The sequence below is a fragment of the Kitasatospora sp. NPDC089509 genome (assembly GCF_044749365.1).
In the GTDB taxonomy this organism is placed as follows: domain Bacteria; phylum Actinomycetota; class Actinomycetes; order Streptomycetales; family Streptomycetaceae; genus Kitasatospora.
In genome coordinates this window covers 402,299-416,861 of record NZ_JBIVHS010000006.1, presented here as the reverse complement: position 1 = coordinate 416,861, position 14,563 = coordinate 402,299, and the positions used below count along the sequence as shown (strand labels likewise).

General features: G+C 74.6%; 8 protein-coding genes. 2 read left to right on the top strand and 6 right to left on the bottom strand.

From position 1 onward, the window contains the following. Window position 1 precedes the first annotated feature (1 nt). From ACIP4P_RS16385 to ACIP4P_RS16375, 3 genes are read right to left on the bottom strand one after another with little or no spacing between them, the layout of a single operon-like run. Entirely contained in the window at window positions 2–1,783 is a 1,782-nt protein-coding gene (locus ACIP4P_RS16385) for a beta-ketoacyl synthase N-terminal-like domain-containing protein (protein ID WP_400918669.1), read from the bottom strand. 33 nt (window positions 1,784–1,816) lie between these two features. Continuing rightward, window positions 1,817–3,634: an amino acid adenylation domain-containing protein gene (locus ACIP4P_RS16380; RefSeq protein ID WP_400918666.1), complete on the bottom strand. Its 1,818-nt coding sequence runs from the start codon at window positions 3,632–3,634 to the stop codon at window positions 1,817–1,819. Beyond that, a complete protein-coding gene (locus tag ACIP4P_RS16375; RefSeq protein WP_400918663.1) occupies window positions 3,631–9,633 on the bottom strand; it encodes an acyltransferase domain-containing protein in 6,003 nt (2,000 codons plus the stop codon). Before ACIP4P_RS16375 ends, ACIP4P_RS16380 begins: the two co-directional genes overlap by 4 nt. An 858-nt stretch (window positions 9,634–10,491) precedes the next feature. On the opposite strand from ACIP4P_RS16375, the gene ACIP4P_RS16370 reads away from it, so the two are divergent. Further along, window positions 10,492–11,838, top strand: a complete 1,347-nt coding sequence (locus ACIP4P_RS16370; protein WP_400918660.1) for an MFS transporter — start codon at window positions 10,492–10,494, stop codon at window positions 11,836–11,838. Between the two features lie 25 nt (window positions 11,839–11,863). Here ACIP4P_RS16370 and ACIP4P_RS16365 read toward each other — a convergent pair whose 3' ends face one another. Both ACIP4P_RS16365 and ACIP4P_RS16360 read right to left on the bottom strand, forming a co-directional pair. Next, a complete protein-coding gene (locus ACIP4P_RS16365) occupies window positions 11,864–12,286 on the bottom strand; it encodes a tautomerase family protein (RefSeq protein WP_400918657.1) in 423 nt (140 codons plus the stop codon). A gap of 51 nt (window positions 12,287–12,337) precedes the next feature. Then, window positions 12,338–13,039, bottom strand: coding sequence for an SDR family oxidoreductase (locus ACIP4P_RS16360; protein ID WP_400918655.1), 702 nt, complete (start codon window positions 13,037–13,039; stop codon window positions 12,338–12,340). Window positions 13,040–13,144: 105 nt separating this feature from the next. Here ACIP4P_RS16360 and ACIP4P_RS16355 point away from each other — a divergent pair, with 105 nt between their 5' ends. Continuing rightward, window positions 13,145–13,825 carry a TetR/AcrR family transcriptional regulator gene (locus tag ACIP4P_RS16355; protein WP_400918652.1) on the top strand — a complete coding sequence of 227 codons (681 nt, stop codon included), beginning with the start codon at window positions 13,145–13,147 and terminating at the stop codon, window positions 13,823–13,825. A 30-nt stretch (window positions 13,826–13,855) separates the two neighbouring features. Here ACIP4P_RS16355 and ACIP4P_RS16350 read toward each other — a convergent pair whose 3' ends face one another. Next, entirely contained in the window at window positions 13,856–14,530 is a 675-nt protein-coding gene (locus ACIP4P_RS16350) for an NAD(P)H-binding protein (RefSeq protein ID WP_400918649.1), read from the bottom strand. Window positions 14,531–14,563 lie beyond the last annotated feature (33 nt).

Here is a 14,563-nt window from a genome sequence, read left to right as displayed (position 1 = left end):
GTCACCAGTCCGTCCGCCAGAACCGGCGCGGCTGGAACGGATAGGTGGGCAGCGGCACCCGGTGGCTGGCCTCGCCGCGGTGCAGGGCGTCGAAGTCCACCTGCTGCCCGGTCACCCAGGCGTCGGCCAGCGCGGCCAGCGCGTCGGCGTCCCGGCCGGCCGGGACGATCCCCTGGTCGGTGCGGGTGAAGGCGCCGGCGTCGCCGCGCGGCGCGGCGGCGGTGCTGACGGCCGGTACGCCGCCCTCCCCGGCCAGCGCCGCGATCAGCTCGGCGCGGCTGCGCACCACGGCCGCCCAGCGGCGGGGCAGCACCTTGCGGCCGAGGTTGAGGCTGAAGCAGACGTCGTCCAGCCGCAGGTCCGGGTCGGCCTCCAGCCGCTCCCGGAGCCGGGCGCGCTGCCGGTCCAGGGCCTCGTCGTCCAGCGCGGACAGGGTGGCCAGCCGCGGCCGGCCCGTCTCCTCGGCGGCCCGCCCGGCCGGGGCCGGCGGCTCCTCCAGCAGCAGGTGGGCGTTGTACCCGCCGCCGCCGATCGAGGTGACGCCGGCCCGGCGGATGCCGGACTCCGGCTCCCAGTCGGCCCCTTCGAGCTGCGGCACGAACGGGGTGCTGGGGAAGTCGAGGTCCGGGTTGACCTCGGTGAGGTTGACGGTCGCCGGGAGCTTGCGGTGGTACAGCGCCAGCGCGGCCTTGACCGCCCCGAACCCGCCGGAGACCACGCCGCCGTGGCCGACGTTGCCCTTGACCCCGCCGATCGAGGTGGTCGCGGTCTGCTTGCCGAAGGCCATGCCGGCGGCGTGCACCTCCAGTTCGTCGGTCATCGGCAGGCCCAGGCCGTTGGCCTCGTACAGGCCGACGGTGTCGGGGGCGACCCCGCCGACCTCCATGGCGGCGGCGATGCAGGCGCTCAGCCGCTCGGGCTGGGCCAGGCCGTAGGCCATCGCGCTGACCCCGTTGTTGTTCACGGCCGAGCCCTTGACCACGGCGTAGACGTGGTCGCGGTCGGCGACGGCGTGGCTCAGCGGCTTGAGCAGCACGGTGACCACGCCGCTGGACAGTGCGGTGCCGGTGCCGTGGGCGTCGAACGGGCGGCAGTGGCCGTCCTTGGACAGCACCCGGTTCTCCTCCCAGAGGTGGCCGCGCGGGTGCGGCAGCCGGACCATCGCGCCGCCCGCGACCGCCAGGTCGGTCTGGCCCAGCAGCAGCGACTGGCAGGCCAGGTGCACCGCGTAGTGGAAGCCCGCGCAGACCGCGGCCAGGGTGACGGCCTCGCCGGTGAGCCCCAGGTAGTACAGCGCGTTGGAGGTCATGGTGTCCGGCGACCAGGCCAGGCTGGCCTCGATCGCCTCGGGCCCGACCGACACCCGGTCCGGCGGCGAGCTGTAGAGCGCGGCGGTCTGCGGGTTGTTGGCGCCGTACATCCCGACCTCGGCCTTGAGCCGGTCCGGGTCGTAGCCGCCGTCCTCCAGCGACTCCCAGGCGCTCTCCAGGAACAGCCGGTTCTCCGGGGTCATCGCGGCGGCCATCCGGTCGCTGATGCCGAACACCGAGGGGTCGAACCGGTCGTAGCCGTCGAGCACCCCGCAGGCCCGGACGTAGAACGGGCTGTGGATCAGGGTCTCGTCGACGTGGATGTCGTCCTTGGCCAGGAAGCTGATGGACTCCCGGCCGTGCACCAGGTTGTCCCAGAACTCCTCCTTGGTCCGGGCGCCGGGGGCGCGCAGCGACATGCCGATGACGGCCACGTCGCCCGGGTCGTACTCCTGCTCGGGGTTGTCGGTCATGTGAGGGCTCCTGCTTCGGGTCGTGGACGGAGGTCAGCGGTCGTCGGCGCCGCGGCCGCGCAGCACGGCGCGCCGGGCGCCGGCCCGCCGTCGGGCGGACTGGACCACCTCGGGGGCGGCGCCGCTGTCGTCGTCGAGCCACCGGGCGAGCGAGGCGATGTCGCGGAAGCTGAACAGGTCGGGCACCCGGACCCGCCGGTCGAAGCGCCGGGTCATCAGCCGGGCCAGCCGGATCAGCAGCAGCGAGTCGCCGCCGAGGTCGTAGAAGGCGGACTGGACGTCGAGCTCCGACGGTTCCAGGCCGAGCAGTTGGCCCCAGATCTCGGCCAGGGCGATCTCGGTCGGGGTGCCGGGGGCGGTGCGCGGCCCGCCGGGGCCGGCCGCCGGGGGCTCGGGCAGCGCGGCGCGGTCGAGCTTGCCGCCCGGGCCGAGCGGGAGGGCGGGCAGCACGACCAGGGTGGCGGGCACCAGGTGGTCGGGCAGTTCGGCGGCGAGCCGGGCGGTGACGGCGTGCTGCAGCGCGGCGTCCACCGTGGGTTCGTCGGGGGCGGTGCCGTGGGCGGGGACGACGTAGCCGACCAGCCGGTTGCCCCGGACGGCGGCGGCGGCCTCGCGGACCTCGGGGCAGCCGGTCAGCCGGGCCTCGACCTCCTCCAGCTCGATCCGGTAGCCGCGCAGCTTGACCTGGTGGTCGGTGCGGCCGAGGAAGCGCAGCTCGCCGCTCTCGGTCACCTCGACCAGGTCGCCGGTGCGGTACATCCGCTCGCCGTCCCGGAACGGGTCCGGCACGAAGCGCTCGGCGGTGGTGCCCGGCCGGGCGACGTAGCCGTGGGCGAGGCCGGCGCCGCCGAGGTGGAGCTCGCCGGTCGGCGCGGGCCGCAGCCGCTCGTCGAGCACGTAGACCCGGGCGCCCTCGGTCGGCGGGCCGATGGTCGGCTCCTCGGCGGAGTCCTCGGGGACCGGTCCGAAGGTGCAGAACACGGTGCCCTCGGTGGGGCCGTAGGCGTTGAACACCCGGGTCGCGCCGGTCTCCCGGTACGTCCGGTCGACCAGCTTGCGGCGCAGCGCCTCGCCGCCGAACACCACGGTCCGCACGGTGGGCGGCAGCGCCCCGGCGTCCAGCAGGCCGTTCATCACGGACGGGACCACGTTGAGGTGGGTGATCCGGTCCGCGTACCGGCTCTCCGGCAGGTGCACGGCGCTCTCCACCAGCACGACGGCGCCGCCGCGGCACAGCGCGTTGAAGATCTCCATCACCGACATGTCGAAGCAGACCGAGCTGGCCGCCGACACCCCGCTCAGGTCGCAGCCCTCCAGGACGCGGTCCATCGCGGCGAGCATCGCCACGCAGCCGGAGTGCCGCACCGCCACGCCCTTGGGTCGGCCGGTGGTACCCGAGGTGTAGATGACGTACGCGGTGTCCCCGGGCACCACGGCGGCGGGGGCGGCGCCGGGTTCGGTGGTCACGGTGTCGTCCGCGCCGAGGACCAGCACGGTCGGGCCGGGCGGGCAGCCGGTCCGGGAGGCCGGGGTGGTGAGCAGCAGCCGGGTGCCGCTGTCCCGGACCATGAACGCCAGCCGGTCGGCGGGGTAGTTGGGGTCCAGCGGCAGGTAGCAGGAGCCGCTGCGCAGGGCGGCCAGGATGCCGACCAGCAGCTCGGGGGTGCGCTCGACGCAGATCCCGACCGGGACGCCGGGGCCGGCGCCGGCGGCGGTCAGCCGCTCGGCCAACTCCCGTGAGCGCCGGTCGAGTTCGCCGTAGCTCAGGACGCCGGCCTCGGAGTAGACGGCGGTCGCGTCGGGGTTCTTGGCGGCCAGCTCGACGAACGCGGAGTGCAGGGTGTCGGTCACCGGTCCGTCCCCTCGGGCAGGCCGGCCGGCGCGACGGCACCGAGCGGCAGGTCGGGGCGGGCGATCGAGGCGAAGAGCACGCTGCGGTACAGCGCGAGCAGGGCGGTCACGGTGGGCCTTTCCAGGTAGCTCGGTTTGAACTGGACGTGGCCGGCCACCTCGCCGTCGATGTCGGCCATCGAGATCTCCAGGTCGAACTTGGCGAGGTGGCGGCGGACCTGGACCGGTTCGAGGGGCAGGCCGCCGTCGGGGGCGATGGTGGAGCCGACGCCGTGGAAGAGCTTGACGGAGCGCGGGAAGGCGTCCGAGGACAGCCAGTTCACCACCACGTCGAACCACGGGGAGCGGCCCTCGGCGCGCGGCGGCTTCAGCTGGGCGGCCAGCAGGTCCAGGGGGTAGTTCATGTGCTCCAGCAGTCCGAGCGAGAACGCGTGGACCTCCCGGAGCAGCTCGCGGAAGCTGCGGTCGGCGGCCGGTTCGGCCCGGACCAGCACGGTGTTGAGGTAGTAGCCGATCGCGGACTCCCAACCGGGTTCGGCGCGTTGGGCGATCGCGGTGGCCAGCAGGGCGTCCTCGGTGCCGACCGCCCGGTTGAGGGTGGCGAAGAACCCGGCCAGCACGACGGTGCTGATCGACACGCCCTCGCGCACCGCGAACTCCCGCAGCAGCCGGGTCTCCTCGGCGCTCCAGCGGAAGGCGAGGTCGCGGCCCTCGTAGGTGACGCCCGGCGGCCGCTCCTTGGTGGACAGGTCGAGGTGGGCGGGCGGGTCGGCCAGCTTCGCCGACCACCAGTCCAGCGCCGCCGCGGCGGCCGGCCCGGCCAGCCACTGGCGCTCCCACTCGACGAACTCGGTGTACGGGGCGACCGGCGCGCCGGCGGTGGGGTCGCCGCCCTGGTAGAAGTCCTGGAGTTCGCGGATCATCACGTCGGCGGAGGCCGCGTCGGAGGCGATGTGGTGGACCAGCACCAGCAGGTGGTGGTCGGCCGGGCCGCGGCTCAGCAGGACGACCCGCACCAGCGGCCCCTGGTCCAGGTCGAGCGGCCGGTGACCGTGCCGGGCCAGTTCCTCGCGGGCCCGCTCGTCGTCCAGCCCGGCGCCGTCCACCACCAGGAACTCGTACACCGGCTCGTCCAGAACGACCTGGTACGGCCGGCCGCCCGCCTCCACGAACAGGGTGCGCAGCGCCGGGTGCCGGGCCAGCACGGCCTGGAGGGCGCGCTCCAGCGCCTTCTCGTCGACGGCGGCCCGGATCCGGGCGGCCACCATGAAGTTGTACGGCACGGCGTCCGGCGAGACCATCTGCATGAACCAGAGCGAGGCCTGGCCGTGCGAGGCCGGGGCCAGCTCCAACCCGAGGCCGCCGGCGCGGAGTTGGTCCAGGGCGGGGTCGTCGGTGGCGGCCAGCAGGCCGCGGGCGTCCAGTTCGTCCAGCAGCTCCTCGGCGTCCAGCTCGGACAGTTCGTCGAGGAGGGACGGCCGCGGCTCCGGCTCCGGATCCGGTGTGGGTACGGCTGCGATGACGGGCGAGGGTACGGCCGGTGCGCCGCCGGTCAGTTCGACGAAGTGATCGACCACCGCGGCGATCGGCCGCCCGTCCAGGAACACCACCGGCGAGACCCGGTGCCCGAACAGCGCCTGCATCCGGTTGACCAGCCGGATCCCGACCATCGAGTCCAGGCCGAAGTCGCGCGGACAGGCGTTGGTGTCGAAGCCGTCGGCCGGCACGCCCAGCGCATCGGCCAGCTCGGCGAGGACGATCTCGGCCACAGGCCGGTCCGCCGCCACCGGCGACTGCTCCACCGGCTGCTCCACCGGGTGCGCCTCGGGCGGCGCCACCGCGGCGGCGGGCTGCCCGGCCGGGGCCGGCCGGGGCTCGGTGTCGATCCAGTGCCGCTCCTTCTGCCACTGCACCAGCGGCGTCTCCACCAGCTCGACGTCGTCGCCGAACAGCGGGTCGAAGGTCAGCGGCAGCCCCCGGACGTACAGCGAGGCGGCGGCGCCCAGCAGGCAGCGCAGGTCGCTCTCCTCCCGCCGCAGCGAGTTGACGGCGTGCACCTGGGCGCCCCGGCTCAGGGCGGTCTCCTCGACCGCGCCGCGCAGCGTCTCGTGCGGGCCGATCTCGATGAAGGTGGTGACGCCCCGGTCGACCAGCGCGCCGATGGTGTCGGCGAAGCGGACCCGGTTGCGCAGGTTGTGCACCCAGTACTCGACGTCGGTGGCCGGGTTGACGGTGTCGGCCAGGGCGGTGGAGTGGAAGTCGATGCCGGGGGAGAGCGGGGTGATCCCCTCGATGCCCTCGCGCAGCGGCTGGAGCAGCGGGTCCATGCCGGGGCTGTGCACCGGGCGTTCGACCCGGATCAGGCGGACGGAGACGCCGTCCCGTTCGAGTTCGGCCCGCAGCGCGGCGACGGCCTCGGGCGAGCCGGAGACGGCCGCGCTGGTGGGGCTGTTGACCACGGCGACGGCCGCGTGCGCGGCGTACGGCGCGAGCCGGGGGAGCAGTTCGGCCTCCGGCAGGTCGACGGCGATCATCGCGCCTGCGGCGGCCTTGCGTTCGAGCAGGTGCGAGCGGGTGACCACGACCCGGGCGGCGTCGGCCAGCGACAGGGCGCCGGCCACGTGGGCGGCGGCGACCTCGCCGAGGCTGTGTCCGACCACGGCGGTCGGCTCGATGCCGAGCTCCAGCCAGACCCGGGCCAGCGAGACCTGGAGGGCGAACAGCACCGGCTGCTGGACGTCCATCTCGTGGTACCCGGCCTCCTCGGCGGGGGCCGCCAGCCGGTCGAGCACCGAGCAGCCGCCGGCCGCGCGCACGGCGGCGTCGCAGGCCTGCATCGACTCCCGGAACCCGGCGTGCGAGCGCAGCAGTTCGCGCCCCATGCCGACCCACTGGGTGCCGCCGCCGGAGAACACCAGCGCCACCCGGCCGTCGACGCCGCCGGAGACCGTGCCGGTGAGCACCTCGGGGTGCGGGCGGCCGGCGGCGACCCGGGCCAGCCCGTCCAGGACGTCCTGCCGGTTGCGGGCGAACAGCGCGACCCGGTGGTTGTGGTGGGTGCGCCGGGCGGCCAGGGTGTAGGCGAGGTCGGCGACCCGCAGACCGGGGTCGCGTTCGACGTGGTTGGACAGCTCGCGGCAGGTGTCGGCCAGCGCGCCCGCGGTCCGGGCGGAGACCGGGACGAGGTACGGCGGCCCGTCCGGGGCGGCGTCGGCGTGTACCGGGGTGGTGTGCCGCCCCCGGTCGCCGGCCAGGAACGGGTGCGCCGGGGCGGGCAGTCCGGCGGCGTACAGCGCGCCGAGCGAGCCCAGCAGGGTGGCGGCCTCGTCGGCGCCGCGCCGCAGCGAGGGCAGGGTGGTCGCCGGGAGCAGCTCGGACACCGACTTGAGCAGCAGCGGGTGGGGGCTGAGTTCGACCACCGCGTCGACGTCGTGGGCGCGCAGCCCGGTCAGGGCGTCGACCATCCGGATCTCCCGGCGCAGGTTCTCCGCCCAGTAGTCCGGCCCGAGTTCGGCGCCGTCGACGGCCTCGCCGGTGACCGAGGAGATCATCGGGACGCGGGCGGTCCGGGGCCGGATGCCGTCGAGTTCGACCTTCAGCGGGGCGAGCACGTGGTCGACCAGCGGGGAGTGCGGGGCGTGGCCCATCCGGACCCGGTGGTTGGTGACGTCGGCCTCGGTCAGCCGCCGGACCAGCCCGTCGATCTCCTGCGGGGTGCCGGTGACCAGGGTGGAGCCGAGGCCGTTGCGGCCGGAGAGGGTGAGGCCGCCGGTCAGGTACGGCCGGACCTCCTCGGCGGGGGTCATCACGACGATGCCCTCGCCGCGGCCGACCGCCAGCAGCTGGAGCAGCCGGCCGTGCTGGGCGGCCAGCCGGGAGGCGTCCGCGAAGTCCAGCGCGCCGGCCACGTGGGCGGCGGCGAACTCGCCGACGCTCTGCCCGACCACGACGTCCGGTTCGACGCCGAGCGAGCGCCAGGCGTCGGCCAGCGCGACCTGGAGCGAGAACAGCAGCGGCTGGAAGACGTCCATGTCGTCCAGCCGGCCGTCCGGCGCCAGCAGCTGGTCGACCAGGGAGAAGCCCAGCAGCTCCCGCATCCGCCGGTCGGAGCGCAGCATCGAGCGGCGGAACACCGGCAGGCCGGCCAGCAGTTGGCGGCCCATGCCGACCCACTGGGAGCCGTTGCCGGAGAACAGGAAGGCCACCCGAGGCCGGCGCCCGTCGGTCTCGCCGACGCTCAGCCCCGGGGCCGCCTCGCCGCTGCCGAAGGCGTCCAGCTGGGAGCGGAGTTCGGCCATGTCGTGGGCGGCGGCCGCCAGCCGGAAGGCGCCCTCGCCGGGGGTGCGGGCGCACAGCGCGCGCAGGTCGGTCTCGTCCCGCAGCGCCCGGGCCCGCTCGGCCAGCGCCTCCCGGGAGTCCGCCGCCAGCAGCAGCAACGAGGCCTCCGGGCGCGGGAGTTCCTCGACCGCGAGGTGGCAGATCGCGCCGCCGAAGCCGAAGGAGCTGACTCCGCCCCGGCGGGCGTCGGAGCGCCGCGGCCAGGGGGTCAGCCGGTCCTGGACGGTCATCCGGTACTCGTCGAACATGATCTGCGGGTTGGGCGCGCTGTAGTGCAGGCTCGGCGGCAGGACGCCGTTGCGCAGCGAGAGGGCGAGCTTGACCAGGCCGACGATCCCGGCGGCCGCCTCCAGGTGCCCGACGTTGGACTTGACCGAGCCGAGCCGCAGCGGTTCGGTCCGGTCGCCGCCCAGGACGGCGCCGATCGCGTTGGCCTCGATCGGGTCGCCGAGCGGGGTCGCGGAGCCGTGGCACTCGATGTAGTCCACCAGGTGCGGCGCGATGCCGGCCCGCCGGTACGCGGTGCGCAGCATCTTCTCCTGCGCCTGGGGGTTGGGCGCGGTCATGCCGTTGCTCAGGCCGTCGTTGTTCGAGGAGCTGCCCTTGATCAGGCAGTACACCGGCAGGTCGCGTTCCAGGGCGACGCTCAGCGGGGCGAGCACCACGACGCCGGCGCCCTCGCCGCGGACGTAGCCGTTCGCGCGGGCGTCGAAGGACTTGCAGCGGCCGTCCGGGGCGAGCGCGCCCATCCGGTCCATCGCGGTGTAGTAGTCGGGGACGAAGCTCAGGTTCACCCCGCCGGCCAGCACCAGGTCGCTCTCGCCGAGCCAGATCGACTGGCAGCCCACGTGCACCGAGACCAGCGAGCCGGCGCAGGCGGCGTCGATGGCCATGCTCGGGCCCTGGAGGCCGAGGAGGTAGGAGACCCGGTTGGCGATGATGCCGTCGTGCATCCCGGTCGCGGTGTGCGGGGTGATCTGGCTGTCCGGGCCGCGGTAGTGGGCGAGGGCGGCGTAGTCGCCCCAACAGGAGGCCATGAACACGCCGGTGTCGCTGCCGAGCAGGGTGGACGGGGCGATGCCCGCGTCCTCCAGGGCCTCCCAGGACAGCTCCAGGATCAGCCGCTGCTGCGGGTCCATCTGGACGGCCTCGCGGGGCGAGATGCCGAAGAACAGCGGGTCGAAGCGGTCGATGCCGTCGATGAACCCGCCCCAGCGGACCGCGTCGTTCATCAGCGCCCGGCGGTCGGCGGGCACCGGGCCGACGGCGTCGCGGCCCTCGGTGAGCAGCCGCCAGAATGCGGACGGGTCCGGCCCGCCGGGGAAGCGGCAGCCGATGCCGACGACGGCGACCGGTTCCCGGGAGGGCGTGCGGCGTTCGGCGACCGGGTCGGGCTCGGCGGTGGGCGGGCCCTCGACGAGCGCCCGGGCCAGGTCCGCCACGGTCGGGTACTGCCAGATCCAGGTGGCCGGGACCGGTCGGCCGGTGAACTCGGCCAGCGCGGCCGCCAGGGCCACCGACTTGGCGGAGTCCAGTCCGTACCGGTGCAGCGGGGCCCGGCGGTCCAGGGTGGCCGGGGGTACGGCCAACAGTTCGGCCGCGCGGGAATGGAGGAAGTCCGTGACGGCGGACAGGTCTAGCGCTGCGCGTTCTTGGGGCATGGCGACTCCCTCGGCAGGCCGGGTGGAATGGGGCGGTCGGGGGTGGCGGCGGGCATGGGCGAAGCCGTTATTCGTTGAGGGTCGAATGAAAGTGCGCCTCGGGCCGGCGGCGGCTCGACGGCGGCCCGGCGGCAGGATTCCGTGGCGCTGATCTCTTCATCCGCCCTGGACAGGGCAGGGCGGGAACGCACGGTCGCGGAAAGCGCGTGCAAGGAGTATGCGGATTTAAAGGGGGCCGGATTGTCCGGGGCTTTCCTGACCGGCGGACATCAGAGTGCCACCGTGTGAATGGTGAGACAAGCGTCTCCTGAGGGCCGATTGGGGCAGCGGCGTGATAGTGGCGTGATCTGATCTCGAACCTGTCCGGTTCGGTCTCTTCAGGCGCGAAAAATGCCCAGAATCTTTCGGAATCTTTCGGATCACTCGACCGAAACCAGGCAGTCGCGGCCGGAGCGGGCCACCGGGCGAGCCGCCCGGACCGACCCCGCCCGACCGCCCGCCGGCCCCGTCACCCCAGGTCAACGGCGTCCCGCCCGGGCCGGAGCGGACCCCCGGAGGGCGAACGGAGGATAGCGGTCGGCGGGTTCACCCGTACCGCTCCGAATCAGCCGCCCGCGAACCGCCGACCCCGGCCCCGGCCCGGCAGCGGGCCGCCGCCACCGCTCAACAGGGGTGGAGCCAGAGACAGTTCGAGCCCGGGCGGGGTGGACAGCAGTTGAGTGACCACTGCAATCTGATCGGCATGGCAGTTGAGACTATTGATGCGACCGCGGCCCCGGCCGACGGCTTAGGCCCCGTCCGCCCGCTCCCCGCACCCCGCGCCGCGCGCACCGGCCCCGACGTCCAGGGCGGCACGGCATGACCGACACCACCGTGGGGGCGCTGCGCCGGCCGGGACTGGCGCTCGGCGTGCTGGCCGGGGCACTCGCCCTGGACGTCAGCGGACTCGGAGTGCTCAACGCCGCCCTGCCGTCCGTCGGGGACCGCTTCGACCTGGGCGACACCACCCTCCAGTGGGTGATGACCGCCTACGCCGTCACCTTCGCCGGCTTCCTGCTGATCGGCGGCCGACTCGCCGATGTGCTCGGCCGGCGGCGGGTGTTCGAGGTCGGCATCGCCCTGTTCACCCTCTCCGCGCTGGTCGGCGCGGTGGCCCCGAGCATCGGGGTGCTGCTGGGCGCGCGCGCCGTCCAGGGGATCGGCGCCGCGCTGTCCGGGCCGGCCGCGCTGGCGCTGCTCACCGAGACCTTCCCGGCCGGTCCGGCCCGCAACCGGGCCTTCGGCGTCTACGCGGCCGTCGGCGCCGCCAGCTTCAGCGGCGGGGTGCTGCTGGGTGGCGTGCTCACCCAGTTCCTCGGCTGGCGTTCGGTGTTGTGGTTCTCCGTCCTGCTCGGTGTCGCGGTGCTCGCGGTGACCCGGATCGGCCTGCCCGACGGCGCCGGGCACAGCGGCCGGCTCGACCTGCCCGGCGCGGTGACCGGCACCCTCGGCCTCACCCTGCTGGTGGTCGGGGCGAGCAGCGGGGGCGCGGCCCGGTGGGTCGGACTCGCCGCCGCGGTCGTCCTGCTGGTCGCCTTCGTCCTGCGTGAACGCGCCACCGCCGACCCGGTGCTCCCGCTCGGCCTGTTCCGGCTCGCCCCGGTGCGGGCCGCCAGCCTGGCGGCCTTCCTCCAGTACATGGCCTCGGTCGGGATGCTGTTCTTCGCGCCGCTGTACCTCCAGGGGATGCTGGACTACTCGCCGTTCGAGTCCGGCATCGCGCTGGTGCCGATGTCCGCCGCGGTCTTCCTGACCGCCAACTTCGCCACCGGCAAGCTGCTGGCCCGCTACACCCCGCACACCCTGATGGCCGTCGGCCTGGTCCTGATCGGCGTGGGCACCGGCCTGTGGCTGGGCACCCCGCACGACGGGAACTACCTGCTGCAGGTGGCCCCCGGCCTGGTGCTCAGCGGCATCGGCCAGGGGCTGAACTTCCCCTCGATGACCTCCGCCGCCCTGGCCGGCGTCCAGCCCGAGCAGCACGGCGTGGCCGGCGCGGTCAATGTGGTGACCCAGCAGATCGGCGCCAGCGTGGGCGTCGCGGTGATGGTCCTGGTCGCGGCCAGCCGCAGCGACCAACTCGCCGGCTACCACCTCGCCTACGTGGTCGCCGCCGTCGCCTGCGTCCTCGGCGCGGCCGTCATCGCCCTCCGCCGCCGGGCCTGACCGGCCCGGCGGCGGAGAGCGCTGCTCAGTACGGGCTCGGGCGGTTCTCCCGGGCCCAGCGCTGCTCGGCCTCGCTCTGCGGCGGGGGCGGGGTCAGGCCGTCGATCATCCAGAGGTCCTGCGGGGTCTCGTCGATGTGGAACTCGCAGTACAGGCCGCGCTCCACGGTGTGCGGTGCGAGCAGTTCGGCGAGGCGCTCCCGGGTGCGGCGGCGCAGCTCCGGGTCCTCGGTGTGCCGGGCGATGTGCTCGACGACGATGCGCACGGCGTCCGGGGCGGGCTCGCCGCCGATCAGGAAGGAGTCGGCGGCGACCTCGTGGAAGAGCACCACGACGTAGAACCGGGGGAGTCCGAACCGGGTGTAGAACCCGGTGACGTCGTCGGCGAGTTGCTTCTTCTGCGGCGGGGTGTACGTGCCGGGCGGGTGGTAGACGTGCCAGAGCGGCATGGCTCTCCTCGGGGGCTGACGGGGCGGCTGGGGCGGGTAGGGGGGCGGGTCTCAGCGGCGGAGGGCGACGGCGAGGCCCTCGACCGGTCCGGACAGCGCGGCCTTGACCGCGCGGGTGGCGTCGTCGACGAGCACCTCGGTGTCCCCGCGCTCGACGCCGTCCAGGACGGCCCGGGCGACGTCGGCGACCGCGAGCTTCGTGACCGGGACGGCCGCGACCATCTCGGTGTCCGCGAAGCCGAGGTGGACGCCGACCACCTGGGTGCCCTGGGCGGCGAGTTCGAGCCGCAGGGAGTTCGTCAGCGACCACAGGGCCGCCTTGGACGCGCCGTACGCGCCGGCGCCGGAACCCCAGGACAGCAGCGAGTGGATGTCGATCAGCGCGCCCCCGCCGCGGGCGGCGAGCACCGGCGCGAACGCCCGGGCGATCCGCAGCGGGCCGAGCACATTGGTCTCGAACGTGTCCCGGACGAGTGCCAGGTCGGTGGTGAGCAGCGGTGCCGGGTGCAGCACGCCGGCGTTGTTGAAGACGAGGTCGACGTCGCGGGCGTGCCGGGCCAGGGCGGCGACGGAGGCGTCGTCGGTGACGTCCAGGGGGAGGACCTCGATCCGCCCGTCGGTCTCGGTGTCGGGGGTGCGGGCGGTGGCGTAGACCTTCCGCGCCCCGCGCCGCAGCAGTTCCTCGACGAATGCCCGGCCGATGCCGCGTCGGCCTCCGGTGACCAGCGCGACAGAGCCTTCGATCACGGTCATGTGCGTTCCCTTCGCTCCAGGATGGCGTTTAGATTATTACCATCATCTAAAGCGGATGCGGAAGTAGGATCCTCAGGAGCTTTCCGTGAGAAGGGACCGCCGACCATGCCCCGTGTGTCACGAGCCGAGGCCCAGCAGCACCGGCAGCAGGTGATCGACCACACCGCCCGGCTGATCCGGGAGAAGGGCGCCGACCAGGTCAGCGTCCCCGAGGCGATGGCCGCCGCCGGACTCACCCACGGCGGCTTCTACCGGCACTTCTCCTCGAAGGACGACCTGATCGTCCAGGCCCTCCGGGCCGCCTTCACCGAGCGGCGGGAGGCCATGGACCGGCTCGCCGACGAGGCCTCCTCCGACGGGTCCTCCGACCGGTCCTCGGACGGGTCCGGACCCGAAGTCGGTTCCGGCCGGGCCGAGTTCCTGACCCGCTACCTCTCCGACCTCCACCGCGACCACCCCGGCGCCGGCTGCGCCGCCGCCACCCTGGCCGCCGACGCCGCCCGGGCCGAACCGGGCGCCCCGATCCGCACGGCCTTCACGGCCGGCCTGAGCGACCTCGTCGACGGCTACCGGCGGCTCGACGCCCGGGCCGCCGGAACGGACGACGCGGTCGCAACGGCCGGCACGGCCGGCACGGCCGGAACGAACGAGGGCGACCGCGGCACCGCCCTCGCCGAACTCTCCACCCTGGTCGGCGCCATCCTGCTGGCCCGCGCCAGCGAGGACCCGGAGCTCTCCCGGGAGATCCTCGCCGCCGCCCGCCGGCACCTGGACGCCCCGGCCTGATCCGGCCGCCGGGCGTTCGGACGGCGGCGACTACCGCGCGCCGGTGCGCTCCCGCACCGCGCGCGCCACCGCGTCGGGGACCGGGTCCGGTCCCGCCGCCAGCTCCAGTACGAGCCCCGCGGCGGCGGGCGTGTCCAGCAGCGCGAGCAGCACCCGGGCGACGTCGTCGCGGGTGACCTCGCCGACGCTCCGCCCGGCGGTGAGGCGGACGTGGCCGGTGCCCGGCGCGTCGGTGAGCGCGGCCGGCCGCAGGACGGTCCAGTCCAGGTCCTGGGCCATCAGGTGCTCGTCGGCGGCGGTCTTGGCCCGGACGTACGCCGCCCAGACCTCGTCCGCGTCGGCCGGGGGAGGGCTGCCCGCGCCGCGGGTGGAGACCATCAGGTACCGCCGGATCCCCGCCCGCAGCGCCGCGTCGGCGAGCAGGGCGGCGGCCTGGTGGTCCACGGTGTGCTTGCGCGCCGCACCGCTGCCCGGCCCGGCCCCGGCGGCGAACACCACCGCGTCCGCCCCGGCCACGGCCGCGACGACCTCCTCGACGGAGGCGCTCTCCAGGTCGCAGACCACCGGCCGCACGCCGTCGGCGAGCAGGTCGTCGCGGTGGGCGGGATTGCGGACGATGCCGACGGGCTCGTCACCCCGGGCGGCCAGCAGTCGGCCCAGCCGCCGGGCGATCTGGCCGTGGCCGCCGGCGATCGCGATCTTCATGCAACTCCCCTTCCGGAACGGACGATCGGCGGT